Genomic DNA, 25,696 nt, shown 5'->3' on the forward strand with positions numbered 1-25,696 from the left:
ACTGGACACCACTATCCAAGGAGACACCCGTGCGACAATTGGCCACCTTTGACGACTGCGATTCCGCAGCCACACTGATCACTGCGAACGTGATTCACACTGTTGAGGACACCGCTCGCGACGCCTCTGCGATGCTCATCGCCGGCGGGAAGATTCTCGAAGTGGGAACGGCGACCGACGCCGAGGAGGCCGCCGTCAATCGTGGCCTTGATCCTGTCCGTGTCGACCTTCCCGACGCCACGATCGTCCCAGGTTTCGTTGACCCACATGCTCATCCGCTCATGTACGGTCAGCTGCACACCTGGATCGATGTCTCCCCGAACGCGGCAACGTCGATCCCCGAGATCGTCGAGGTTCTGCGCCGGGAATCAGCGAAACTTCCCGCCGATGTGCCCATCCGTGGCTACGGCTACGAACAGCGCAACCTCATCGAACGTCGGCACCCGACCCGACACGAACTCGACGAAGTCGCCCGCGACCGCGAGGTGTACATCATGAACGCTTCTGGCCACGGGGGAGTCGTCAACACGTTCACCTTCGAGAAATTCGGCATCACCCGTGACACTCCGAACCCTGAGGGCGGCGAGTTCTTCCGCAACTCTGACGGAGATCTGACTGGAGAACTCTCAGACGCGGCATGCAATGTGCTCACCGGGCTGGGCGGGGTCAAGATCGGACACCACGGGCCGAACTTCCACCTCGGCGACGAAGCAGTCGAACACCAGAAGCAACTCGACATCGTTCAACGCGAGTTTCTCAGAGGCGGCGTGACCGCGATCGGGGATGCGCAGGTCTCGAAACGCGAGTTCACCGCCTACCTTGCTATGGCTGAACGGGGCGGGCTTCAGATGCGGGTGTCGATGTACTTCCTCTCCCACCTACTTGACGCCGTTCTCGATCTCGGCCTCACGGGTCCCTTCGGCAATGCCTTCCTTTCCGCCGCTGGTATCAAGCTCTACGCTGACGGCACCTTAGGGGGGTGGACCGCTTATTTCCCGGACGGGTATGTCGGTGACCCGTGCCGGACCGGGCAGCTCTATCACTCGCCGGAGGAGTACACCGGACTTGTGCATCGGGCACATGCCGCGGGCCTGCAGACTGCAACCCACGCGCAGTCGCCGATTGCCATCAAAATGGTCGTCGACGCCATCGAGGCTGCACTGCAAGTGCGCCCCGACCCCGATGCTCGCCACCGGATCGAACACTGTGGACTCCCCGATCCTGTCGAAGTGAAACGCATGGCCGAATTGGGAGTCAGACCGGTCAACCAGACTCAGCACTATTACAACTGGGGGGAAGGAGTCGAGCAGGCCATCGGCACACCCGGGGAACGATTCAATCCGCTCGGAGAGTTTCGTGACGCCGGTGTGCCCATTACCCTGTCCTCGGACGCTCCGGTCGCCGAGCCCCGCCCACTCGAAGCGATCCAGACCGCAGTGACCAGGGTGACCAGGCGCGGACACAAGCTGGGACCAGACGAACTGCGGATCTCAGCTGAGGCGGCACTGCGGGCACACACTCTGGAAGGCGCGATCACCCTGGGCCGAGAGAACGAATTCGGATCCCTGAGCGTCGGTAAGCGAGCGGACTTCACTGTCCTCGGAGCTGATCCCCTGACCGTGCCGGGTGAAGAAATCGCTGCCATTCCTGTACTGGAGACCTGGGTCGACGGGGTGCCCAGGCTGTGCACGAGTGATATTTCGGGATCAGCACAGGAAGATGCGAGTGCATGAACGCGAAGGCAACGGCCCAGGAATGGATCGACGAGAATCTCGAGCAACTTCTCGATTGGCATACTCATATCTGGGAGCTGGCGGAACCGGCCTGGCGGGAGTACGACTCCCAAGCCTGGTACGTGCAACGGCTGCGGGAGGAAGGCTTCGAGGTCGAAGACGGTTCCGGCGGTATGCCCACGGCTTTCAGTGCGGGCTGGTCCAACGGTTCAGGACCTACGCTGCTCACTTACGCCGAATACGACGCAGTCCCCGGCAACTCGCAGGCTGCAACCACTCGGGAGGAGCCGCGCGAGGGGCTATCGCGCTTTGCGCCCGGGCACACGGATCCGCATTCGGTGCTGGGTATCTCTACGTTGGCCGGGCTCCTTGCGACCAAACACGCGATGACCACCCACGGGATCACCGGGACACTTCTCTACACGGGAGAACCGGCGGAGAAGATGCATGGATCGAAGGTCGTCCACGGGCTGCGCGGGTATTACGACGATGCGGACGCGATCGTGTCTTTCCATCCCTTCTACATGCTGCCACTGTGCAATACCGCTCGCTGGGACACCCAGTGCGGGGCCTACTACAGCAAGGTCTATTCGTTCGTCTGCGATGCTCCAGAAACCTGGCAGCTGTCGAGCTCTGACCCACATTCACCCATACCCGCATCGCATTCGGCGGCTCGTGCACCGGGCGCGAATCTGTCGCTTATGCAGATGCTGACCTCTTCGAGGTCGATGCTTGACGCAATGCTGCCGGCGGCCGGCGGCTGGAGCTTCTCCGACGCGATCCTCACTGACGGTCAAGCAACAGCAGATAATTTGCCCCAGAGAGTCGCTCGAATTCAGTTCTCCTGGCGCACACCAGACCTCGAAATGGCCGAGCACATCCTGGCCATCCTAGATCGCAATGCTCAGGCAGCAGCGATGATGGGCCACTGCGACGTTGAAGACCGCTGGGTGGCCAGAAGTCGACCAGGACGGACAAACCACGTCCTCGCGCAGGCGCTCTACGACAACCTCGCCGAGGTGGGGCCGCCGACCTACGGTTCCGAGGCGGTGGCGCTCGCCCAAGAAGTGCAGCAGGAGCTAGGTATCGAGGTGAACGAGACGCCGTTCCTCGCAGAAACAGAACACCTCATCGAACCGCAGGAAGCCGAACGGCTGCTGCGCGAGCAGATGCCGGCATGGCAGCGAAACTGGACAAGCGACGACTACGTGGAGATGAGCCACTATGCACCCCTCGTGCGGTTCTACGTCTCGCGCCCGGCCCTGGCCCCGGCGCCCGGTGCCGGCCCGTATCCCGCATGGGTGATGAATGCGCTGGGTGGAATGCGCGAAACGATCGCACCGACGATCCTCACCGCTGGAAAGACAGTTTCGGGAACCTTCCTCGACCTGCTCGCCAAGCCTGACGTCCTCGCCGAGGCGACAAGCGAGTTCGAGTCGCGTGCTGTCGCTGATCCGATGCCGGCGCTACTGTCAGCGGACTTCGTTCCACCTATCGAACTTCCATGGCCCGACTACAGACTAGATCGGGCAAGTGGCCAGCGGTGGTGGTGAGTACCGTCGGAGATCTGAGAATATTGTCCGATATGTCGGACACAATTCTTTTGGAACGCATTGTGAGCCAGATAACGACCTGCCAGCATGGCCGGAGGCCTTTCTAACGCCAAAGTTTGCATCAGCATCTGAGTCACCAATGACGGTACAGAGCTGGTGTTTTCCCGGTGCTGTTGGTTGGTCGTAATTGATGGACAATCCACCGGAGTCAATGATGAACAATAAGAAGATGCGGTGGGGAGTATTCGCCCCAATGGCTGTCCTGCTGGTCGCCACAGCAGTCCTGGGTATCGCAGCCCCTCAGTGGTTCTACAACATACAGTCGTCCGTGGTGGGGTTCGCTTTCAGCAACTTCGGTTGGCTGTTCAGCTTGACCGTTTTCGTTTTGATCTTCGTCTGCCTGTATCTGGGCTTCTCGAAATTCGGAAAGATCAAAATCGGTGGTGACTCAGCCAAACCGACCATGACGAAATGGCAATGGTTTGCGATCTCGCTGACCAGCGGGATCGGTACCGGCATTCTGTTCTGGGGAACCGCCGAGCCACTGACCCATTTTATGAACCCTCCGGCGGCGCTTGGGCTGGAACCAGGATCTGAACAGGCAGCGACGTTCTCTATCGCGGCCGTGACGATGCAGTGGACGATCGCGCCATACGCCCTGTATGTCATCTGCGGAATAGCAATCGGATACGCACATTACAACAAGGGCATGCCCTATGCCGTCAGCTCCGCGCTGTATCCGATTTTCGGAAAGCGGGCGCTCGGTGGCATCGGAACGATCGTTGACAATGTCTGCATGTTCGCCATTGCGGGTGCTATGTCCGCGATCCTCGGTGAAGGGGTCCTGCAGATCGGCAGCGGCGTCTCGCACTATACGGACATCGTCAACGGGCCCACCCTGTGGGCTGTCATCGCCATTCTCATCACCATCACCTATATTCTGTCGAGCTACACCGGCCTGCAGAAAGGAATCAAGTTCCTGGCGGAGCAGAACACCAGGCTCTTCCTCTTGCTTTTGGTCTTCGTGCTCGTGGTTGGCCCAACGGCTTACATCATGACCATTGGTACTCAAGGAACTGGAAAGTACCTTTCCGATTTCGCGGAGATGCATCTATGGTTCAGCCCGATGGATGGCGAATCGTGGCCCCGCGATTGGCCGATTTTCGAATGGGCGCTGTGGGGAGCAAATGCTCCTTTGATCGGTATGTTCATCGCTCGCGTCTCTTATGGGCGTACGATCCGTGAGTTCGTCACGGTCAATATGCTGTTGCCGGCGGCATTCGGAGCATTCTGGTTCTGGGTATTCGGTGGAGCAGCGATGTACTTCGACTGGAAGGGCGACGGCAAACTCTGGGACATCATCAACGGCGAAGGCGGTGTGCCACTGTCCCTGTTCGCTTTCCTGGACGAACTCCCACTTTCGCTGCTCTTCGGCATCCTGATGCTGATCGCAATCTTCATCTCCTTCACCACTCTGGCTGATTCACTGACCACTACGATGTCGTCTCTGACAACTACCGGAAACGACCTCAAAAATCCGGAGCCGCCGGCCGTGGTCAAGATCTTCTGGGGTGGACTGATCGGGGTTCTGGCAATACTCACCGTGACGGCCGGAACCGGTGGAGAGATTTCGGGCATTGACGCGGTCAAACAGACCGCAACCCTTGCAGGATTTCCCGTCTTGTTCCTGATCATTCTCATCTCGTTCTCTGCCGTCAAAAACCTTCGGTCGGACACGAAAGTGATGGGTGAACCGAGGGCGGACCCGGCTGAAGCTGCGCAACTCGAGAACTGAGCCTGTTCCCGTTTCTGCCGTCAGACCGAAAGCATCAAGAATGTCGTTTCGAGCGAAGGAGCATGAGATCAACACGCAAGAATATGTGACCATCAGTCCCTCTGGGTTCAACGTCGATGACCTGCATCGCATCGCCCGAGATCGACGTTTGGTGCGGCTTTCGGATGATGCGCGTCGCGGGATTCGGGAGTCCCGGCGAGTCGTCGACGATCTGCTGAGTCAGGACGCAATTGTCTATGGAATTACGACCGGTGTCGGCGATAACAGCAAGATCCGAATCAGCCCGGAGGAATCAGCCCAGCTGCAGCTCAGCCTTGTCCGCAGCCACGCCAGCGGAGTAGGAGACCTTCTCTCTGCGGTCGAAACGCGCGCGGTGATGGCAGTGATGGTCCGAAACCTTTCGCTCGGGTACTCCGGGATCAGGGAAGAAGTCGTGGATCTGCTTCTTGGCATGGTGAATGAAGACGTGATCCCGCGAGTGCCTCGCAAGGGGTCGCTCGGGTACCTGTCATACCAAGCCCATATCGCGTTGGTTCTCATCGGTGAAGGCGAAGCATGCGTGGATGGCTCGGAGGTCTCTGGTGCAGAAGCGCTCAAACGCCGGGGACTGAGGCCGGTCGTCCTGCAGGCAAAAGAGGGACTGAGTCTGCTCAACGGCACGTGCGACATGGTCGCACTCGGAGGCCTAGCCGTGCACGATGCCTTGTCGCTGCTGAAGACGGCGGACATCGCAAGCGCCGTTTCAGTTGAGGGACTTCGTGGGAACGTCTCCGCATTCGACGCTCGTATCGGCGCTGTGAAGAAGCACGAGGGCGTCGGGGCGACGGCCGAGAACCTCCGAACATTGTTGCAGGGAAGCAGCTTGGAGGAGGCGGATTCCCAGTGCAGGGTGCAGGACGCTCTGAGCCTGAGATCGATTCCTCAAGTACACGGTGCCGCAAAAGATATGATTCGATTCGTCAAGTCTGTGATCGAAGATGAAATGAACTCCGCGACCGATAACCCGCTGATCTTCGCCGAGGATGAGATGTCATTGTCGTCGTCGAATTGTCACGGTGAGTCTGTGGCGATGGCTCTGGACATGCTCGCAATAGCGCTCACAGAACTCTCCAGCATTTCAGAACGGCGGACATTCCGGCTGACTTCCGCTCACCATAGCGGACTTCCTCCATTCTTGTCGCCGAACCCGGGCACCGACTCGGGGTACATGATTCCTCAGTACACTGCCGCCGCGCTGGTCTCTGACAACAAGCGGTTGGCTCAGCCTGCTTCGGTGGACTCCATTCCATCAGCAGCGGGTCAAGAAGACCATGTGAGTATGGGCACTTCTTCCGCACTCAAGAGTCTGGAGGTGATCGAGAATGTTACCCAGGTGGTCGCCATCGAGCTCCTGTGTGCGTGCCAAGCGGTGGAGTTCATTTCGTCTGAACCCATCGGACGAGGAGTGGGCGCTGCTTACGACACAGTTCGAGCGGTGGTCCCGAAGCTTGAAAGAGACCGCCAGGTCCACAAAGATATCGAAGCGATTCATTCTCTGATCGTCGGTGAAGAACTCATAACTGCGGTGGAGTCAGGTGGGAGCAAATTGCGCACAGTTTGACCCGGATGACTTGAGAAGCTTGACGCCGGGCATCCGGACGTGGCGGGCGTGAGGTGGCCGGTTATGTTGACGACACAGTGTCGGTGGAGTCGATGACTTCAACCGGCGTCAGTGCCGATTTTGCAAGTGTCAGTTCCGACAAGAAGTTCGGCAACTAGACAGCGAGTACATTCTCGGTGAGGACTTCTGCCATGAGGTCGGCCTCGCAGAGCCCGGGGGAGAGGCAGTCATGGCCGCTGCGCTCCTGACGGAAGTTCCAGGCCCGGTCCTCGGCACAAAAGCGGCGGGCCGCCTCGGCGATGGCTTCATCGCGCCAATCTGCACTGCGATCAGGCTCGGTGTCCAGACGCGAGACCAATAGGTAGTGCATGTGCACGCTGGAGTGCCAGTCGAATGAGTTTGCGAAGGCCGGGTTCTTCTCGCTTGCCGGGACGATGTCGATCAATCTGCGTGCGACGTGGTGGGCGGCGAATAGATACTCGCGGGTGATGTTGGCCAGGGCTACCTCGGCGAAGAGGTGGACGAAGTCAGCAGTGGATGTCATGGGAACGATTCTGCAACCCAGGGTCGTCGCCCATCTGAAAATCAGACAGTGGACATCCAGAACGACTATTGGAATCGATGAAGCGACGTCATTAGGCTCGAAGCACCACCTCAGCCGGATAGCGGTGGCCCTTTCAATTCACCCATCCACACAGAATCTTGTGCTCGACAGGGCACTCAACATGCCGAGGAAGTCATGTCCAATTCTCAGATTGCCGACCCCGCGGGACCGGCCAGCTCGCCGGATACGAGTCCTACTCAGCAAAGACAGCCGATCGGGCTCTTCACCCTCTCGTCCATCGAGATGTGGGAGCGCTTCAGCTTCTACGGACTCCAAGTCATCCTCGCCTATTACATCTACTACTCGGCCGGCGACGGTGGATTGGGGCTGACCGAAACCGAAGCTCTGGCCATTGCTGGCGCCTACGGTGGCGCCGTCTATCTCGGTCAGCCCGTGGGAGCCTGGTTCGCCGATCGGCTGGTTCCGGCTCGAACAATGGTGATGGCCGGCGGCGCTATCATCATGGCGGGGCACATCAGCCTCGCGGCCCTACCAGGAATGGCGGGACTTCTCACGGGCCTGGCGCTCATCACGATCGGCACGGGTGCGCTCGCGCCCAACACTCATGCCATGGTGGGTCGGCTGTACGCTCAACCATCATTTCGGCGGGATTCCGGTTATGCGATCTTCTACACAGGTATCCTCATCGGTGCCCTGTTTGGCCCACTTGCTACCGGGTACCTCCAGGTCGAACTCGGGTTCCACTATGGGTTCGGTGCCGCGGCAGTCGGCATGGCCATCGGTCTCATCACATATTTCCTCGGTCGTAACACAGTGCCCGAAGAAGCTCGGATCGTCCCGAACCCGGTGAGTTCGCAGGGCAAGTGGAAAGCTGCAGGGTTCGGCATCGCTGTGGTTGCCGTCATCGCCATGCTCGTGAGCACGGGACTCATGTCCACCGGCAATCTCAACAACTACGTGCTCGGGACGATCCTCATCGTCGCCGTCGTGTACTTCGTGGCCATGCTGCGATCGAAGAACGTGACCGCGGACGAGCGCCTGAAGGTCAAGGCGTTCATCCCGCTCTTCATCACCGGTGCGATTTTCTGGACGATGATCCTCCAACTCTTCACCACATTCGCCGTCTACGCTGATTCACGGGTGGAACTGAACATCGGCAGCTACTCGATGCCCGCCGCTTATATCAGCACATTTGAAGTCATCGCCGGCATCGTCGCGGGGCCGATCATTGCCGCGTATGGGCAGAAGCTGGCGAACCGACCCAACCGTCGCGTTCCGAGCACGACATCGAAGCTCGCATTCGGTTTCGTGTTGATGACTCTGACGTTCGGGCTCTTCGCGATCTTCCCATTGATCTTCTCCGGCCTGATTCCTCTCGTCGCTGTCATCGCCGGCATGATCGTCATGGGCATCACCGAGGTGACCTACGCACCGATCGGCATGTCAGTGGCCTCCCAGCTGTCTCCCGTTGCCTTCAACTCCCAGATGATGGCCCTATGGGGTTTGACCACAGCCGCCGGTGCCAGTCTCTCCGGCTTCATGGGACAGCTGTACTCCGAGACCAGCGAAGTCGGATTCTTTGCCCTCATGACCGTGATCAGTCTGCTCACGGCAATCTTCCTCTACGCAATCCGCGGCCCACTGCGGAAGCTCGGCGTCGCCTGACCTTCCACAGTTCTGCACCTTCCCATGACCAAGGAGTTCCTCATGCCTGTCGCTGACCGTATCTACCGCGGCGGAACCATTCATACGATGGATCCGATGACACCAACAACAGACGCCGTCGCCATCGACGCGGGAACAATCATCGCCATCGGCGATGCCAACTGCACGGCAGCGACCGGTCCCGACACCGAAGTGATCGATTTGAACGGTCGGACACTGATCCCCGGGTTCCATGACGCTCACGCCCACCCCGTCCTCGGCGGGTTGGGGATGGTGGAATGCAACCTCGACGACATCCACGGCTACCAGCCTTATCTCGATCGAATAGCCGAGTACGCTGATGAACATCCAGACGACGAATGGGTCCTCGGGTCCGGGTGGTACGGGGACGTTTTCACCGATGGATTCCCTCACCGCCGCGATCTGGACTCCGTTGTCAGCGATCGCCCTGCCTCGATCACCAGCCACGATGCTCACGGCACTTGGGTCAACACCCGTGCCCTCGAGGTCGCGGGGATCACTCGCGATACTCCTGACCCTGATGGCGGACGTATCGTCAAGGACGCCGAGGGTAATCCCATGGGGCTGCTCTTTGAAAGCGCAGCGGAACTCGTCACAGGCCTGTTCCCTCCGAGGACCCCGGCGGATGTGGACCTGGCGCTGAGGAACTCGCAGGACTACTTCCATTCGCTGGGCATTGTCGGCTGGCAAGATGCCGGCGTCGGGGTCCTCACCGGCTCACCGATCGATACCTTCCACCCATACATCTCGACTGCCGAAGACGGTAGATTTGCCAGCAAAGTCACCGCCGCGCTGTGGTGGGACCGTGCCGTCCCCTACGCCCAGCAGATCGAGACCGTCAAGGAACGACGAGCCACGATCCAAGGCATCGACGGCAACCGACGCCGAGGTGGTCTGCAGGCCACAGTCGTCAAGATCATGCTCGACGGTGTCTGTGAGAACCTCACCGGCGCTCTCAAACGCTCCTACCGCGGTCACGATCACGAACATGGTCTGCTCATGTTCGAGGCCGATGAACTCAACGAGATCGTCAGCGGCCTCGAAGCCAACGACTTCGACGTCCACATCCATGCCGTGGGCGACAATGCTCTCAAACTGGCTGTTGACGCACTGACCCAGAACGGTGGACCGTCGCCGGCGCGTCGTCACCAGGTCGCCCATCTCGACATCGCCGATCCCGCCGAGCTGGCTCGGATGGCGGAGGCCGGAATCATCGCCAATGTGCAGCCCTTGTGGGCCAGGCGTGACTCTGTTCTCGTCGACACCAAGTTGCCGCTGCTCCACGAAGATCAGCAGTCTCATCACTTCATCTTTGCCTCGATGAGGGACGCCGGAGTCCGGCTGTCTTTCGGCAGCGACTGGCCGGTCTCGAGCCCCGATCCGATCTGGGGCATGCACGTGGCAGTCAACCGGACGGCCCCGCATAATGATCCCCATGGTCAAGACGATGTCGCGCAGAATGAGCCACTGCTCGGCGATGAGAAGATCACCGTCGGGCAGGCGCTCCGTGCCTATACAGTCGACGCCGCCTATGCCAATGGGTTCGACGATGCCTCGGGAAGTATTGAGGTGGGGAAATCAGCGGACTTCGCAATCCTCGACCGGGACCCGTTCGAGGTGGTGCCGGGGGATCTTGGTGACATTCTGGTGGAGACTACAGTGTCTGCGGGAGAGGTTGTCTATCAGCGGAGTTGATTCCTTTTCCTGAAGGATGAGCCGTTGACGACTGTGGTCGGGATATTCGCCGCAGAGTAGGCTGTGGTCCGAGTGTTTCCCTGACGGACGACAGAGACAATGGCGATGTCGCCACAAGTACTGGGTAAAACGGGCGATCGCCAGACACCTTGCGCGCATGACTCGACCGAGCTCGACATCATTGCCATTCGTTTCGCTTGCCGTAGGCTGTACTACCCGTGCAATCTCTGCCGTGCCGAATGCGCCGGGCACCTCGCGAAGCATAGCCCCGCGACGAGCGGAGCCGGAGTGCCATTCTCTGTGATGTGCTGGACGCAGCTGACGATCGAGGCTTATATGGGGTGGACGCGTGCCCGAGGTGCACTGCGCAATTCACCACCGGGCTCTAAGGCACATTCGTCGTCTTTTCGGCACGAGTTTTTCGAACATCTGACTCATAGTGCCAACCACAGGTCAGGTTCAGTTCATGAACTGCATGATTAACAGCATCGTGGCCATGCCAAGGCTTTCGAACATCAGCGCGGGCCGTTTGCGGGTTAGAGCCTGTACCGCGCAGAGCGCAAGTAGCAGCGATACGACGATGACGCTCAACGTGATGACACCGCTGGCGAGAGAGCCGTCGAAGGCCTGCCCGTGGTGCTGATGAACGGCGTGGGCACCGGCGCCCGAACCGGCAGCATGGTGGGCCCCATGGTTGAGGACCTGCCAGGCCATGATCGGATAAGCGGCCGCGGACAGGATCGCGGACGATCTTCCTAGGTGAGGGAACGGGCGGGCCTTGTGCCACTCGGTTGGTCGCTCCAGCGATGATGACTCAGCGGTATCGCTCAAGGTGGGTGCAGTGGGGGAGTGAGCAGTGGTGGCGCTGATAAGAACTTTCTCGGGCCATGCACTCATTGCTCTCGCTGTCGGCTTCTCCTTCAGCCTCGACCCGAGCCGCATCGCTACGCACAATCCAACGAGGAGCAGCGTTCCCGACCAGAGGACCGGCGAAAGAAGACTCACATATGCCAGGTCGACCATGGCCAGCAACATCACCGATGATGCGGTGATCGCCATGCGACTCCGTGAATTGATGGCCCCGATGACACAGGGAACTGCCGCAGCGACCATGAGAATGGATGCGATGGGGCTCATGTGATGTTCGCCCTCCTTTGGGCATCGGTCATTCGTGTTTGCCTACAGACGACCAGGTATTTGTGAGAGTACCGGAAAGGGGGGTGGTGGGCACTCAGGCTCGAACACCGCCCTCTCCGCGAATGTCAGCCGCACTCGCAGGAACTGCCGCCTTCCGAGGTGCAGTGGCCCGACTTGGGGCGCGGGACATCAAGCGCGGGATTCTGGTCGAAGAAGCCATAGGGCTTCATCGAGAATCCGAGTCGGTCAACCGGCATGATCGGCCAGTCCTCGGGCCGCGGGAAGTGAGTCATGGCGAACGAAGGCCAGAGGACGATGTCATCACCGTCGACCGGACGCTGCTGCTCTACCCACTGGGTGATGGTGCCCTGTCCCGGGTTCTGATTCGGGTATGTGCCCGACGGGAACCGCTCGTTCTCGTCGAACTGAGTCAGCCACACATGCTTCGACCCGAATCCGGCTCGCTTCGAAATCGACGATCCTTCGGCCGCCATCATTGTCGGCTCATCGGGCATGTGCAACTGGTAGCCGACGGGGAATCCATGACGATTCTGCTTTTCCGGGTTGATGACGTGCCAGACTCGGCCGGCCTCACCACTGGCGAGCCTGCCGCCTTCCTCGGTCAGGCGGGTCTGCTTGCGGGTGAACGCATTGCCGTAAGGGTTGTCGTCACCGAAGGGAACGCGCACGACTTCCTGTTCGTCGACCGCGTTCTCGATGCCGTCGACCTGCATGTCCAGGCGGGCACAGAACATGTGCTGGTGGAAGGGCATGCCGAGGCCTTCGTCGCCGAGCGGTGATGACCAGCGCTGACGCTGGGACTCATCGCCGTAGGCCGCGGTGTAGACGATACCTGTGGCCTTGCACTCGAGTTCGATTGTGCCGTCAAGATAGAGGTACCAGTAGAAGCCGTAGTCGTAGTTGCCGACGGTGATGAAGAAGGAGATGACGATGCGGCGGTTGCGGCGCACATCGGCAGCTCCGGTGAACTCATCGGTGTGTTTGAACAGGATGCCGGCGTCCTCTTCATGGATGCAGATCGCGTTCTTGATGGTGTGTGCGTGACCCTGTTCGTTGGCGAGCACAGCGTCGGAGTACTGGATCTCGCCGAGGCAGTCGCAGCCGAGTTCGAGCGAGTTCGCGCTCTTGCCCATCGAGTACTCACCGGCGTCAAAGTAGTTCTGCCAGAAGCGCACGGGGCTCGGGTCACCGTAGGGCACAACCATCTCTGCCACGGAGGCGCGGTAGACGATGGGGCGCTGCCGGCCGTTGTCATCGAAGCCGATCTGGTGGAGGACGAGCCCCTCGACCGGGTCGAAGCCCAGGCGGACCTGCCACTTCTCCCAGCTGAGCACGTCTCCGTCGAGGGAGAAGCTCACGCCCTTGGGCTGAGAGATCTCGATCGGCTTCTGCGTCGTGCGCGGCTTGGGCAGCCACGAGTCGAGATGGTAGTCGAAGCGTTCCTTGGGCACCGGGACAATGTCGGTGTCAATGACGTCGATGACCTCACCGGTGTTGAGATCGAGGTAGGCGACGAGTCCCTCGAGCGGGTGCGCCCAGGCGTTGTCCTGTGGGTCTGACTGGATGAAGGAGGAACCGCGGACGAGGCGACGACCCTCCTCGCCGGGAATGTCGAAGCGGCCGGCCGAGAGTGCACAGATGCGCACTGTCTCGATGTCGGTGATGCCGCGAGCCTCGATCGCCGCACGGAAGGTGGTGTCGTTGCGGATCATCTGTTCGGCCGATTCGTACTCGGTCATCGTAATCGGGGCCTGTCCTTCGTTCGCGACGTCGAGTACGCGAGCGAACAGAACCTTGCGCTCGGTCAGAGACACGAGAATCTCGGTCTGTTCGCCGCTGCCGCGTTCGACGAGCAGGGAGCGCACACGACGATCCAGGTTCGTCGCGCCGGTGATCACGTCACGTTTATGGGGTTCGACGAGGCTTACCAGAGCGAACAGCGTCTGCTCGCTGACGTGGCCCGCGTCGACGATGATGGCTCGGCTGAGTTCGATCTCCTCGCCGGTCAGGCGGTCGAGGGGGTGTGAAGCGGTCGACGTGGGAGACGTCATTGAGGTGGTCGTGGTCATTTCGTTCAGACACCTTCCGGGGTAGTGAGTGGCTTGTCGAAGTTGTTGTCGAGGCTGGCTTGCAGCGTCTCGGGGTCAAGAGCGGGCCGGTATGCGCGGATCTTGGCACCGCGGATATAGCCGACGATCGCGAGAGCGGCAAGAACGATGAGAGTGCCGAGGGTGAGCGCGGTGAACGGTCCCTGGTCGACACCCCATTCGTCGAGGAAGTTGTAGTCGAGGCCGAAGAGCCGATCGAGAGTGCCGGGGAAGATGGCGACCCACGAGCCGAGCAGGATCCAGAGGAAGGCGATGCCGCCGAGGATGGTGAAGCCGATGTTGCTCGCGGGCACGCGGAACGGGCGCTCGATGTCCGGGTGCTTCCACCGCAGTCTGATCGCTGCCGGGATGATGAGGAGGTAACTGAGCAGGAAGGTCGAGATGGAAATCGAGAGCACGACGCCGAACAGCGCTCCTGCGTCACCACTGAGTTGCATGGCCGCGATGAGGAAGAGGGTGGCAACGACCCCCGAAAGCAGATTGACGTTGACAGGAGTGCCCAGTCCTCGGGAGATCTTGCCGAAGAACCCGCCGAAGAAAGCGCCGTCTGCGGCGGTGAGCGCCTGCATGCGGTCACTCATGATCATCCAGGCAGCGCCCTGTGAAGCGAGAATGATGACGAACAGCAGAGCTGCGACGACGACCATGACTTCGGCGGCGGGACCGTAGATCGTAAAGACGGTCTTGACTGCATCGAGCATGCCTCCGATTCCCGTGATGGTCTCGGTGGGAAGTACGAGCAGCATGGCCAAGACGGGCAGGAGGTAGCAGAGAGCCGAGATGAAGCCCGAGCGTGCGATTGCGGCCGGGATGTCCTTTTTCGGGTCCTTCATCTCATCCGATGCGCTGTTTGATGCCTCGAAGCCGAGGTAAGAGAAGAGCAGCAGCGGAACGAGGCCGAGGAATCCGCCGAGGCTGGGGCTGAAGTCGGAGAGGTGCAGTGGCTGCACACCGTGCTGTGCTGCGTAGATGATCGTGGTGAAGAGGAAGAACGCGATGAAGATGACCTTGAGCGCACCGCCGAGTGTCGGCAGCCACTTTGCCTTCGACAGTGACACGATCGCGGCGAGCACAGTGATCCAGATGAAGACGATCTTGAAGACCCAATCGCCGACCGATCCTGCCTCAAGCGGGCTGATGAATTGGTTCCAGGTGCCGGTGGCCAGGAATGCCATGGAGCCGCCGACCCACACTGGCTGTGTGACCCAGCTGAGGATCGAGGCGATTGCGCCAGCAGGTCGGCCGAAGGCTTGACGGACCCACAGATAGGCTCCGCCCTCGCCGACGAAGGTGCTGCCGGTCTCGGCGAAGACGAGGGCGTAGGGCACGAGGAAGAAGACGGCGAGGACGAGAGTCCAGGTGAATGTCTCGGCGCCGAAGCCTGCCGTTTCGGCGAGGACTTCGATGCTGAGCACGGCCGACATGACGATGAGCACGATGTCGAAGCGACCGAGAGTCTTCTTCAGATGCTGCTTCTGTTCGTCCGCGTATGCGGTGGTCTGTTCGTGTGAAGACACCATCCACCTCCTTGTGAGTGGGCGTCCATTTGATTCTTTGGGCTACACCCAAAAGAATGGCATGGATGACTGGTGATGAACAGAGGAAAGTGGCGATTTCGGCATAGCGATCAGTGTTTATCTAGATCACTTCAGGAGATAATGAGCGTATGGCGAGACCGAAGAATCAGAAGGCGCGGCGTGAACAGCTGGTCCACTCGGCGAAACGAGCCATCGTTGCACGGGGCCTCAACGGCCTGCGCGCGATCGATGTTGCCGCCTATTCGGAGCTAGGTGCCGGGTCGGTTGCGTACTACTACCCGGACCTCGGCGATCTGGTGCGCGATGTCCACGAAGACGCTGTTTCGCGCTTCTATTGGAATCGGCGGAATCAGGGAACCGAAGCGGAGAGCCCCGGACTCAAGCTCAGTCGTATGATCCGCAGCGGGATCCCTCGGTCTCGAGACGATGTCGATTTTCAGGTTCTCAACGAACTGCACACCCACGCCTATCGGGACGCATATCATGCTGAGCTCATGGCTGAGCTGTATCGGCTTGAGGTCTCGCTCTACTCCGATGTGCTGAGCGAAGGCGTCGAGGCCGGTGAGTTCACGATGGCATTGCCAGTCGAGACGGCGGCGAGCAACCTGGTGGCGATGGAGGATGCTTACGGCTTGCACTTCATGGGCGGAACACCGCTCGACGCCGACGATATCTATCGGATGATCGCCGCTAATGCCGAGGTCATGGCGGGGTGTGCGTTATCAGAGACAAAAACAGCGCGGTGAACCTGCAAAAGCGCGCCGTATACGGGTAGCTATTGCAGGTTCACCGCGCTGAAGGGGCACCTCAGGCGATCACCCCCACTGCAGCCAGGTGGTCTTGAAGTCCGAGTAGTTCTCCAGTGCATGTACCGACAGATCCCGACCAAATCCGGACTGCTTGAACCCGCCGAAGGGTGTCGTGAAACCGAGGGCATCGACGGTGTTGACAGAGACCGTGCCCGCGACGAGGCGGGACGAGACCCGGTGGGCCCGGGCCATGCTGCCGGTCCACAGTGAGGCCGCGAGCCCATAGGGCGTACCGTTTGCCTTCTCGATCGCTTCGTCCTCGGTGTCGAAGGGAGTGACGAGAGCGACGGGACCGAAGATCTCATGCTGGTGGAGGCGGTGGTCGGCGGGCAGGTCGGTGACGATCGTGGGGTCGATGAATGCCTTGGACCCGTTGATCTCCGGGCGATTGCCGCCCTTGATGATGGTGCCGTCTGCGCGGGCCTCCTCGACACACTCCCACACCTGGTCAGCATGCTTCTCAGAGACCAGTGAACCGATCGCCGTCTCAGGGTCCAGCGGATCGCCGGGCTGGAAGCCATCAGCCGCTGCCTTGAACAGTTCGAGGAACTCCTCGTACACGGGGCGTTCGACGAAGATACGTGAGTTCGCCGAGCACACCTCGCCTTGGTTGTAGAAGGCACCGAACGCTGATTTCACAGCCGCAGCTTCGAGGTCGTCGCAGTCAGCGAAGACGATGTTCGAACTCTTCCCGCCGGCTTCCAAGGCCAGACGTTTCATGTTCGATGTCCCGGCATACTGCTGGAGCTGCATGGCCACCTCGGTGGAACCGGTGAAGCCGAGCATGTCGACGTCCATGTGCATGCCCAGCGCCCTGCCCACGACCGATCCGCGACCGGGGACGACGTTGAGGATGCCTGCCGGAACTCCCGCCTCGGCAGCGAGTTCGGCCAACAGCAGGATCGAGTGCGAGGCTTCGACCGGGGGTTTGACGACGAGCGCATTGCCTGCCGCCAGGGCTGGAGCGATCTTCCACGTCGCGATTTCCAGCGGGTAGTTCCACGGCACGATGATGCCGATGACCCCGAGCGGTTCACGGGTCACCAGGGCGGTCGACCCTACCGGCGTGACCGGGATTTCGTCCGCGGTCTTCTCGATCGCCTCCCCGTAGAAACGGTAGAGCGCGGCGGAACCGGGAGCATCGATCGTCGAAGATTCCCCGATCGGCTTGCCCATGTCGAGGGTGTCGAGCAGAGCGAATTCGTCGGCCCGCGCCTCGATGAGCTCAGCCAGGCGCAGCAGCACTTCACGGCGATGGGTGGCCGAGGCTCGTGACCACTCCCCGGATTCGTAGGCCGCACGTGCCGCACTCACCGCGGCATCGACATCGGCCTGCCCGCCGAGGTGGAGCTGCGAGATCGTCTCACCGTTGGCAGGGTTCGTCTTCGCCTGGGTCTGGCCCGAGTGTGCCTCGACGCGCTCGCCGTTGATCACGGGACGTCCGTCGATGGTCAGCTTCGCTGCCTTGTCATGCCAGGTTGTGGCGATGCCGGTGGGTGTTGAGATGGTGTCGGTCATGGGCGAGTCTCCAGTCGTGTGTGGTGGGATGGATAGCTAAGCGCTCGCCGAGGCGGTTGCCGGGGTATCGAGATCATCGTCCTTGAGGAGGTCGATGCCTTTGGTCTCTGGAATCGAGACCACGGTGATGATGCCGACGACGCCGACGACGGCCAAGAAGAAGCCGGGGCTGAGCATGCTGCCGGTGTTCTCGATGAGCCAGGTCAGGGCGTAGGGCGCGGTGCCGGCGAACAGAGCGGCCGTGAGTGCATAGGCGATCGAGAGCCCGGTCTGCCTGGTCCGCGTCGGGAAGAGCTCGACGACGGTCACGGCGTGAGTGCCGAGGATGATGGCGAGGATGAACGCCAGCCCGAAGGTCGAGACGAACGCGGCCAGGTCGGACTGGACCTGCATGAGCATGAACAGCGGGATCGCGAGAACTGTCAGGGAGACTGCGGCGGTCATGAGCACGGGCTTGCGACCGAACTTGTCGGAGGCGATGCCCGACAGCGGAACGATGATGAGTCCGAGTGCCGAGGCCAGGGTCGAGAGCAGGGCCGCTCGGCCGGGATCGAAGCCCAGCTCGGTCTCCTGGTAGGTGAGCAGGTAGACGAGGACGACATAGAACGTGACGTTCATGAAGATCTCCATGCCACACGTCTGGATGAACTGTTTGGGGTTGCGCTCGAAGACCTCGCGCAGCGGTGACTCGGAGACGGTCTCCATCTTCTGCAGCGCCTCGAACTCTGGAGTGTCCTCGATTTTGCGGCGAATGTAGAGGCCGACGAGACCCAGAGGAACGGTGATGAGGAAGGGAATCCTCCAGCCGCCCGCCAGCACCTGTTCGGGGCTGAGCACTTGGGTGAGCAGAAAGACGACGAGAGAAGCGAGGAGGAACCCGAGCAGGGAACCGAATTCCAGCCAGCTGCAGCCGAAGCCTCGGCGCTTCCTGGGCGAGAACTCGCCGAGGAACGCCGCCGCACTGCCGAATTCGCCGCCGGCGGCCAGACCCTGCACGATGCGTGTGATGATGAGGAGGACCGGGGCGAGCATCCCGATCGTCTCGTAGGTCGGCAGGATGCCGAGGACGAGAGTCGAAGCCGCCATGGCAAGGATGACGACTGAGAGGGTGACCTTGCGTCCGAGCTTGTCGCCGAGACGACCGAAGATGATCGCACCCAGCGGGCGGACGAGGAAAGAGACCGCAAAGACGGCAAAGGTCGCGAGCAGTCCTGCGGTTTCGTCGCCTTCAGGGAAGAAGATCGCTGCGATCGTCGTCGCCATATAGGCGTAGACGGCCCAGTCGAACCAGTGGACGAGCACGCCGATGGATCCGGCGGCGACGCTCTTCTGCAGGCCCTTCTTATAGGCCAGATCATTCGCATCGGTAGGGTGTGCACCGCTCATATCGAGTTCCTCCTTTGGAACCTCAGGTCCGCCGGGGACCTTGTGGTGTGGTGTTGCATGCTTTGCGTGTGGCCTCAGGCTGAGACCGATGGTGCAGGTGGTTCAGGAACGCCGGGCGCTGACGTCCGCTGCAGTCCACGCCAGAGCCGTTGCGCCGTCGAGGAGCGTGCGTTCGGCCTCTTCCCCGACACAGGATTCGGCGAAGGCGGCCTGGTGGTTGCTCGCGTCACCGCCGACCCCGATGTAGGGGTGAATGGCGTTGACGATCTGGGACACATTGCCCATATCCGTCGAGGCGCGGTTCATCGTGGCCGCGACCGGGTCGACGTCGAAGCTGCGTCCAAGGGCGATGGCATTGCTCCGGTAGGACTCCAGCGCTTCCTCATCGGTGCGCATCTCGGCATACCGTTTGCTTTCCGGAGTGATCGACAGGCTCGCTCCGGTGGCCAGCGCTCCTGCTTCGAAGCAGTTGATGACCTGCTTCTCGACTTCGAGCAGTTCGTCGGTCGATTCGGCCCGGACGTACCATCGGCCTTCCGTCTTCGCCGGGATCGCGTTCGGTGCTTCACCGCCGTTGGTCATCACACCGTGAACCCTGACCGTCTTCGGCAGCTGTTGACGCAGCAGGCCGAGGGCCACCTGGGCGACGAGGAATGCGTCATTGGCGTTGATGCCGCGCTCCGGGTAGGCGGCAGCGTGAGCTGCCCGGCCGGTGTATTCGACATGCCAGTGCGTCACGGCGAAGGGCTCGGCTTCGGCGACATCGACGGGTGCGGGGTGAGCCATGAGGGCGAAGTCGAGCTCAGTGAACGCGCCGCGTTCGAGGAGTTCGATCTTCCCGCCGCCGCCTTCTTCGGCCGGTGTGCCGATGACCTCGACCGTGATGCCGAGTTCATCGGCGACTGCGGCAAGGCCCATGGCCCCTCCCACGCTCATAGCGGAGATGAGATTGTGCCCGCAGGCATGACCGAGTCCTGGCAGAGCGTCGTATTCGGCGAGGAATCCGATGGTGAAGTCGCTGGTGCCGAATGTTGCACGAAAGGCGGTCTCGAGTCCGAGGTAGGGATGTTCGACGGTGAATCCGTGAGCGGCCAAGACGCCGGCCACCGAGGCGGAGGACCGAAATTCCTGCCACCCGAGTTCGGGGTCGTCGTGGAGCGAATCTGACAGACCAATGAGTACCGGGCCCACCTCGGCGAGGCGGGCCGCGATCTGATCCTTCACGGACTGATCTGCAGTCGTCACTGAAGCGGCGCCCTGCGTCGTGGACTGTTCGACGTCGGTGGGCTGGCTCATCGCTCGTCTCCGGGGACACCGTAGGACGGTGAGGCCACGGGATTGAGACCGCGGGTGATGTAGTCCTCGCGTTGGGGCATCCAGATGTCGAGAAGTTCACCGAGCTCTCCGATTGGGTCATCCTCGGCCCAGTCCACGCGCAGATCAGTCACCCTCCACCCGGCGTCGCTGACGACGGCGAGCCCGGCCGAATGCACGGGACCGGCCTCTCCACCGGCGTCGAAGGCGGCCTGGAAGGCTGCGAAGAGGCGACGTTCGATCCGCCCCTTCGATTCCAGGGCGGTCTCGATGAAGGCATCGAGGACGTCGAGCGACTTGAGCATGTTTCCACCGGTCACGGCATTCTGTTCTGTGCGGGCACCGAAGATCCCGAGCGCCTCGGCGCCGGAATGGGCGGCGGTGTTGCCGCCGCCGTCGATGACGAGGATCTGGCGGTAGGCGATGATCTCGGACTCGACTTGGTCGACGATGGAATCGAGGGCAAGCTGCGCCAGCTTCCCGGCTGCCATCTCGTCGAGGATCCGCCCGCCGAGGCGAGGGTCCGTGACGTTCTGCGAGTTCACTCCGCCGATTCCGTCGGCCAGGTTGAGGCACCGGGCGGATACGGCAGGGGAGGACGAGGCGATTGCGGCACCGAACTCACCGGTATCTGGATCGTGGAGGAGGAGGGAGAAGGTCACTTGGCCACCTCGGCGTGGGTGGATGCGGCCGTGGATGCGCTGGGTTCGCTGATGACGGCGGTGGCGTCGATTTCGACGAGCCACTCGGGGCGGGCGAGAGCCTGGACGACGATGCCGGTCGAGACGGGGTAGACGCCCTTGAGCCATTTGCCCACGGTGCGGTAGACATCCTCGCGGTAGCGGGGATCGATGATGTAGATGGTGACCTTGACGATGTCCTCGAGCCGACTGCCCGCTTCTTCGAGGAGCATGGCGATGTTGGACATTGCCTTCTCTGCCTGCGCGGTGACGTCACCGATGCCCACGGACTCGCGAGTCTCCAGGTCCTGGCCGATCTGCCCGCGGAGATAGACGACACCACCGGCGACGACGGCCTGGCACAGATCGTTGTCGAGATTCTGTTCGGGGTAGGTCTCTTTGGTGTTGAACATTCTCAGACGTGTGTGCGTGGGTTCGGCCACTGCGGTCTCCTCTTCGAGCTGATCGGAACATGTCGAACGGGTTGTGGGGCCGTTCGGTGTGTGGTTCCATTCTCGGAAACATCGGAGTATCTGTGAAATAGCTATTATCTAGAGACTCCATCTGAAAAACAGATTCCAAATCTGAAGAATAACTTCACTGACGAAGAGGTCGCCATGGTCCACAGGTTCTCGATCACGCTCACCCAGCTCTCGTACTTCGCAGAATGCGCGAAGACACTGAATATGACCACGGCCAGCCAGGAGCTCCACATCGCCCAATCGGCGGTGTCCACGGCGATCAATCAACTGGAGAAGGCACTCGGTGCCCCGCTCTTCGTGCGCCAGCACTCCAAGGGCCTCGTCCTCACTCCCGCCGGTGAAGGGCTGCTGCACGAGACCCGCCAGATCTTCGGGCTCATCACCGATGCGGTCGAATCGATCCAAGCCGGGCAGAACGAGGTCCGCGGCACGATCGTCCTCGCTTGCTTCAAGACCCTGGCCCCGTTCATCCTTCCCCAGCTCATCGGGCGGCTCAACGAACGCCACCCCGAGCTGTCGATCGAGGTTGTCGAGGGTGACCATGAGGAGTGCATGGCCGCGCTGCGCAGTGGGCGGGCGGAGATCGCGATCAACTACGACCTCACCGATGCCGAAGGCATCCAGGCCCAGCGGGTCGGCGAGGTGCGACCGCACGTCATCGTCGACACGAGCCACCGGCTGGCCGGGAAGAAGAGAGTCAAGCTGTCCACGCTCGCCGAGGACCCCCTCGTCCTCCTCGACCTGCCCGACAGCCGCGAGTACTTCCTCACCATGCTGCGTTCGGCCGGCATCACTCCCAAGGTCAAATACAAGTCCTCGAACTACGAGACCGTGCGCTCGATGGTCGCGATGGGGCTGGGGTTCTCGATCCTCAACCAGCGCCCCGACATCGAACAGACCTACACCGGTGCGAAGACTGCGATCCTCGAAATCGCTGACCCTGCGCCGAGCCTTCACCTCGTCGTCTCGGCATTGTCGCAGGCGGCAGGAACAGCGAAGGCGAGGGCCGTGACGGCGATGATGCGCGAGATCTTCGCCGAGGCGGCCTCAGGCGAGGGTTACGTCTGATCTAGTCGATTCGGCTGAGTTCCGTGCTTTCTGCTGAGCTTTGAGATACCCGGAAATGATTGACTCAAGGCGGCTACATCTATTCAGTAGATGCAATTGACCGTCAACAACTATTGGCATTGACACTCTTACCTGCGGTTTGCTGGATCCCGAGAGAGCGACGAGAAACGTCGGCTCACGAGCAAAGACGCAAGTGCCGTATCTGCAGGTCAGGTGCGGTTTTCGAGAACAGGAGTGTCCCATGCCGGGCAAAGAGACCGAGACCACCGAAGTTGTCATCATCGGCGCGGGCCAAGCCGGAATCGCGATGAGCGAGCACCTGCAGTCCAAGGGAGTTGCCCACATCGTCCTGGAGAAGAACCGGATTGCCGAGGCCTGGCAGTCGAGGCGCTGGGACTCCCTCGTCGCCAATGGCCCTGCCTGGCACGACCGGTTCCCCACCCAGGAGTTTGCCGACGTGGATCCCGATGGATTCGCGACCAAAGACCAGGTCGCCGAATACTTCCGCACACTGGTGGAACGCAAGAACCTCCCTGTGCGCACCGGAATCACCGTGACCACAGTGACCGAACGCGAGAAGGCCCGCGGCTACCTCGTCGATACCGATCAGGGCACCATCGAGGCCGACTTCGTCGTCGCCGCGACAGGCCCTTTCCAGACTCCGACCATCCCGGCGATCATCCCTGAGAGTTCCGGGATCACCCAGATCCATTCGAACTCGTACAAGAACCCCGCACAGCTGGACGAGGGGGCCGTGCTCGTCGTCGGCGCTGGATCATCGGGGGTCCAGATCGCCGCGGAGATTCAGAAGTCCGGCAAGAAGGTCTATCTGGCCGTGGGCCCACACGATCGCCCACCGCGGGCCTATCGCCACCGCGACTTCTGCTGGTGGCTCGGGGCCCTGGGCAAATGGGATCTGGCAGCACCACCTGTCGGGGCTGACCACGTCACCATCGCCGTCTCCGGTGCAGAAGGTGGCCACACGGTCGACTTCCGTGACCTCGCGGACTCGGGCATCACCCTGCTCGGCCGAGCGAACGCTTATCTCCACGGCACACTGCAGATCGGCTCCGACCTGGGCAGGAACATCGCCCGCGGCGATTACAACTATCTCTCATTGCTGCGTGAGGCCGACGACTACATCGAACGCAACGGCCTCGACCTGCCACCCGAGCCTGAAGCACATGTGCTCGGCCCTGATCCCGACACTGTGACGAACCCGATCCTCGAACTCGACCTTGCTGACGCGGGCGTGACCACCGTGATCTGGGCGACCGGATTCGGTGTCGACTACTCCTGGCTGCAGGTCGACGGTGTCCTCGACGAGCGAGGCCACCCGGTCCAGCAGCGCGGCGTCACACCTGTTCCCGGCATGTACTTCCTCGGTCTGCCGTGGCTGTCGCGTCGCGGTTCGAGCTTTATCTGGGGGGTGTGGCACGACGCGAAATACCTCGCCGATCAGATCGAGATCCAGCGGAAGTACCGCGACTATGAGCCGGATCATAACGCCCTCCTCGACCGCGCAGTATCGTAATGAATATGACCGACAGCGCTTCTGCACCTACCCGTACCGAGACCGATTCGATCGGCAGCCTCGAGATCCCCGACACCGCCTATTGGGGCGTCCACACTGCTAGGGCGATGGAGAACTTCCCGATCACCCGCCGCCCGGTCTCCGTCTACCCTGACTTCATCCGCGCCTTCGCCTGCGTCAAGCAGGCCGCGGCACGGGCGAACCTCGAAATCGGTGCCCTTGATGAGCAGCGAGCCAACCTCATCGACGCCGCCTGCGAGGAGATCAAGGGTGGGCGGCTCCACGACGAGTTCACCGTCGGCGTGATCCAGGGAGGGGCAGGCACCTCGACGAACATGAACGCCAATGAGGTGATCACGAACCGTGCGCTCGAGATCGGTGGTCACGCCAAGGGCGACTACTCGTTCATCAACCCCAACGACCACACGAACCACAGCCAGTCGACGAACGACACCTACCCAACGGCGATCAAGATCGCACTGGCCTTCTCACTGCAGAACCTCCTCGTCGAACTCACTCTTTTGGCCGATGCCTTTGCCGCGAAGGGCCGCGAGTTCTCCCACATCATCAAGGTCGGTCGCACCCAGCTCCAAGACGCGGTGCCGATGACCCTGGGCCAGGAATTCAACGCCTTCGCCACCACCCTGCGCGAGGACGTGCAGCGGCTCGAAGACGCTGTCGCACTCCTCGGGGAGGTCAACATGGGCGCCACTGCGATCGGAACGGCGATCAACGCACCCGTCGGGTACAAGGAAGCGGTGATCAAGCACCTGCGCACCATCACCGGACTCGAACTCGTCACCGCCGGCGACCTCGTCGAATCCACCTCGGATACCGGGGTCTTCATCACCTTCTCCGGGGCGCTCAAGCGCAGTGCTCTGAAGATGTCGAAGATCGCCAACGACCTGCGTCTGCTGTCCTCGGGACCACAGGCCGGTTTCGGTGAGATCAACCTTCCGGCCCGTCAAGCGGGCTCTTCGATCATGCCCGGCAAGGTCAACCCCGTCATTCCCGAGGCGGTCTCCCAGGTCGCCTACTCGGTCGCCGGTGCCGACGTCACTGTGTCCATGGCCGTCGAGGCCGGCCAGCTCCAGCTCAACGCGTTCGAGCCGGTCATCGCTCATTCCCTGTTCCAGTCGATCACCTGGCTTGAACGTGCCTGCCAGACTTTCCGTGTCAACTGTGTCAACGGCATCACCGCCAACGAGGCGGCCCTTGAGGACACTGTGGCCCGTTCCGTCACCGTCATCACCGCTCTCGCCCCGGTCATCGGTTACGCCCCTGCCGCGCAACTGGCGAAGCAGGCGCTGGCGACGAATGAACCGATCTCCGACCTCGTCGTGAAGCAGGGGCTCCTCGACCGAACCCAACTCGAGGAGATCCTCAAGCCCGAGCGTCTGACCGGCTTGCCTGCCGATCACGGTGTGGAGAACTCGGCCGACAGCACCGAGGCGGTTCCCCGGGATGAGATGAC

19 protein-coding genes are annotated in these 25,696 nt (G+C 61.3%); 10 read left to right on the forward strand and 9 right to left on the reverse strand.

The window, feature by feature from the left end; genetic code table 11:
- Positions 1–29: 29 nt before the first annotated feature.
- From ACE03M_RS17575 to hutH, 4 genes are all read left to right on the forward strand, one after another.
- Positions 30–1,733 carry an amidohydrolase gene (locus ACE03M_RS17575; protein ID WP_485935327.1) on the forward strand — a complete coding sequence of 568 codons (1,704 nt, stop codon included), beginning with the start codon at positions 30–32 and terminating at the stop codon, positions 1,731–1,733.
- Positions 1,730–3,286, forward strand: a complete 1,557-nt coding sequence (locus ACE03M_RS17580; RefSeq protein ID WP_485935328.1) for a zinc-binding metallopeptidase family protein — start codon at positions 1,730–1,732, stop codon at positions 3,284–3,286. Before ACE03M_RS17575 ends, ACE03M_RS17580 begins: the two co-directional genes overlap by 4 nt.
- A 214-nt stretch (positions 3,287–3,500) precedes the next feature.
- Complete coding sequence (locus ACE03M_RS17585) at positions 3,501–5,081, forward strand: BCCT family transporter (RefSeq protein WP_485935329.1); 1,581 nt, start codon at positions 3,501–3,503, stop codon at positions 5,079–5,081.
- Positions 5,082–5,121: 40 nt separating this feature from the next.
- On the forward strand, positions 5,122–6,681 hold the full coding sequence (gene hutH, locus ACE03M_RS17590; RefSeq protein WP_485935330.1) for a histidine ammonia-lyase: 1,560 nt from the start codon (positions 5,122–5,124) through the stop codon (positions 6,679–6,681).
- Between the two features lie 154 nt (positions 6,682–6,835).
- Here hutH and ACE03M_RS17595 read toward each other — a convergent pair whose 3' ends face one another.
- Entirely contained in the window at positions 6,836–7,225 is a 390-nt protein-coding gene (locus tag ACE03M_RS17595) for a DUF2891 family protein (RefSeq protein ID WP_485935331.1), read from the reverse strand.
- Positions 7,226–7,420: 195 nt separating this feature from the next.
- Between ACE03M_RS17595 and ACE03M_RS17600 the strand changes: the two genes are divergently transcribed.
- Together ACE03M_RS17600 and ACE03M_RS17605 are read left to right on the forward strand one after the other, a co-directional pair.
- Complete coding sequence (locus tag ACE03M_RS17600) at positions 7,421–8,911, forward strand: peptide MFS transporter (RefSeq protein ID WP_485935332.1); 1,491 nt, start codon at positions 7,421–7,423, stop codon at positions 8,909–8,911.
- Positions 8,912–8,953: 42 nt separating this feature from the next.
- Positions 8,954–10,627 (forward strand): amidohydrolase, encoded by a 1,674-nt coding sequence (locus ACE03M_RS17605; RefSeq protein ID WP_485935333.1) that lies wholly within the window; start codon positions 8,954–8,956, stop codon positions 10,625–10,627.
- Positions 10,628–11,086: 459 nt separating this feature from the next.
- Here the strand turns inward: ACE03M_RS17605 and ACE03M_RS17610 are convergent, their stop codons facing one another.
- From ACE03M_RS17610 to ACE03M_RS17620, 3 genes are all read right to left on the reverse strand, one after another.
- Positions 11,087–11,764 carry a hypothetical protein gene (locus tag ACE03M_RS17610; RefSeq protein ID WP_485935334.1) on the reverse strand — a complete coding sequence of 226 codons (678 nt, stop codon included), beginning with the start codon at positions 11,762–11,764 and terminating at the stop codon, positions 11,087–11,089.
- A 125-nt stretch (positions 11,765–11,889) separates the two neighbouring features.
- Positions 11,890–13,854, reverse strand: coding sequence for a primary-amine oxidase (locus tag ACE03M_RS17615; RefSeq protein ID WP_485935335.1), 1,965 nt, complete (start codon positions 13,852–13,854; stop codon positions 11,890–11,892).
- Positions 13,855–13,859: 5 nt separating this feature from the next.
- Positions 13,860–15,413, reverse strand: coding sequence for an APC family permease (locus ACE03M_RS17620; protein WP_485935336.1), 1,554 nt, complete (start codon positions 15,411–15,413; stop codon positions 13,860–13,862).
- A 146-nt stretch (positions 15,414–15,559) separates the two neighbouring features.
- Here ACE03M_RS17620 and ACE03M_RS17625 point away from each other — a divergent pair, with 146 nt between their 5' ends.
- The gene (locus ACE03M_RS17625; RefSeq protein WP_485935337.1) at positions 15,560–16,177 is read left to right on the forward strand and encodes a TetR/AcrR family transcriptional regulator; all 618 of its coding nucleotides are present in this window, start codon (positions 15,560–15,562) and stop codon (positions 16,175–16,177) included.
- 69 nt (positions 16,178–16,246) lie between these two features.
- On the opposite strand, the gene ACE03M_RS17630 is transcribed toward ACE03M_RS17625, so the two are convergent.
- From ACE03M_RS17630 to ACE03M_RS17650, 5 genes are all read right to left on the reverse strand, one after another.
- Positions 16,247–17,758 (reverse strand): aldehyde dehydrogenase family protein, encoded by a 1,512-nt coding sequence (locus ACE03M_RS17630; RefSeq protein ID WP_485935338.1) that lies wholly within the window; start codon positions 17,756–17,758, stop codon positions 16,247–16,249.
- 36 nt (positions 17,759–17,794) lie between these two features.
- Positions 17,795–19,144 carry an MFS transporter gene (locus tag ACE03M_RS17635; protein ID WP_485935339.1) on the reverse strand — a complete coding sequence of 450 codons (1,350 nt, stop codon included), beginning with the start codon at positions 19,142–19,144 and terminating at the stop codon, positions 17,795–17,797.
- Positions 19,145–19,246: 102 nt separating this feature from the next.
- Positions 19,247–20,440 carry a M20 family metallopeptidase gene (locus ACE03M_RS17640; RefSeq protein ID WP_485935340.1) on the reverse strand — a complete coding sequence of 398 codons (1,194 nt, stop codon included), beginning with the start codon at positions 20,438–20,440 and terminating at the stop codon, positions 19,247–19,249.
- Entirely contained in the window at positions 20,437–21,120 is a 684-nt protein-coding gene (locus ACE03M_RS17645) for a DUF1028 domain-containing protein (RefSeq protein ID WP_485935341.1), read from the reverse strand. The genes ACE03M_RS17640 and ACE03M_RS17645 overlap by 4 nt, the downstream gene beginning before the upstream one ends.
- Positions 21,117–21,581, reverse strand: a complete 465-nt coding sequence (locus tag ACE03M_RS17650) for a RidA family protein (protein ID WP_485935342.1) — start codon at positions 21,579–21,581, stop codon at positions 21,117–21,119. Before ACE03M_RS17650 ends, ACE03M_RS17645 begins: the two co-directional genes overlap by 4 nt.
- Before the next feature lie 174 nt (positions 21,582–21,755).
- Between ACE03M_RS17650 and ACE03M_RS17655 the strand changes: the two genes are divergently transcribed.
- From ACE03M_RS17655 to ACE03M_RS17665, 3 genes are all read left to right on the forward strand, one after another.
- The gene (locus ACE03M_RS17655; RefSeq protein WP_485935343.1) at positions 21,756–22,688 is read left to right on the forward strand and encodes a LysR substrate-binding domain-containing protein; all 933 of its coding nucleotides are present in this window, start codon (positions 21,756–21,758) and stop codon (positions 22,686–22,688) included.
- A 241-nt stretch (positions 22,689–22,929) separates the two neighbouring features.
- A complete protein-coding gene (locus ACE03M_RS17660) occupies positions 22,930–24,222 on the forward strand; it encodes a flavin-containing monooxygenase (protein ID WP_485935344.1) in 1,293 nt (430 codons plus the stop codon).
- A 5-nt stretch (positions 24,223–24,227) separates the two neighbouring features.
- Positions 24,228–25,696, forward strand: a 1,469-nt coding sequence (locus tag ACE03M_RS17665; RefSeq protein WP_485935345.1) for an aspartate ammonia-lyase, incomplete at its 3' end; no start/stop codon positions are given.

Source organism: Brevibacterium sp. AGC70 (genome assembly GCF_057334195.1).

Excerpts from the sequence above, each read along its gene's own strand:
- ACE03M_RS17580 (WP_485935328.1), top strand. The coding sequence starts at position 1,730 with ATGAACGCGAAGGCAACGGCCCAGGAATGGATCGACGAGAATCTCGAG.
- ACE03M_RS17585 (WP_485935329.1), top strand. The coding sequence starts at position 3,501 with ATGAACAATAAGAAGATGCGGTGGGGAGTATTCGCCCCAATGGCTGTC.
- hutH (WP_485935330.1), top strand. The coding sequence starts at position 5,122 with ATGTCGTTTCGAGCGAAGGAGCATGAGATCAACACGCAAGAATATGTG.
- ACE03M_RS17595 (WP_485935331.1), bottom strand. The coding sequence starts at position 7,225 with ATGACATCCACTGCTGACTTCGTCCACCTCTTCGCCGAGGTAGCCCTG.
- ACE03M_RS17600 (WP_485935332.1), top strand. The coding sequence starts at position 7,421 with ATGTCCAATTCTCAGATTGCCGACCCCGCGGGACCGGCCAGCTCGCCG.
- ACE03M_RS17605 (WP_485935333.1), top strand. The coding sequence starts at position 8,954 with ATGCCTGTCGCTGACCGTATCTACCGCGGCGGAACCATTCATACGATG.
- ACE03M_RS17610 (WP_485935334.1), bottom strand. The coding sequence starts at position 11,764 with ATGAGCCCCATCGCATCCATTCTCATGGTCGCTGCGGCAGTTCCCTGT.
- ACE03M_RS17615 (WP_485935335.1), bottom strand. The coding sequence starts at position 13,854 with ATGACCACGACCACCTCAATGACGTCTCCCACGTCGACCGCTTCACAC.
- ACE03M_RS17620 (WP_485935336.1), bottom strand. The coding sequence starts at position 15,413 with ATGGTGTCTTCACACGAACAGACCACCGCATACGCGGACGAACAGAAG.
- ACE03M_RS17625 (WP_485935337.1), top strand. The coding sequence starts at position 15,560 with ATGGCGAGACCGAAGAATCAGAAGGCGCGGCGTGAACAGCTGGTCCAC.
- ACE03M_RS17630 (WP_485935338.1), bottom strand. The coding sequence starts at position 17,758 with ATGACCGACACCATCTCAACACCCACCGGCATCGCCACAACCTGGCAT.
- ACE03M_RS17635 (WP_485935339.1), bottom strand. The coding sequence starts at position 19,144 with ATGAGCGGTGCACACCCTACCGATGCGAATGATCTGGCCTATAAGAAG.
- ACE03M_RS17640 (WP_485935340.1), bottom strand. The coding sequence starts at position 20,440 with ATGAGCCAGCCCACCGACGTCGAACAGTCCACGACGCAGGGCGCCGCT.
- ACE03M_RS17655 (WP_485935343.1), top strand. The coding sequence starts at position 21,756 with ATGGTCCACAGGTTCTCGATCACGCTCACCCAGCTCTCGTACTTCGCA.
- ACE03M_RS17660 (WP_485935344.1), top strand. The coding sequence starts at position 22,930 with ATGCCGGGCAAAGAGACCGAGACCACCGAAGTTGTCATCATCGGCGCG.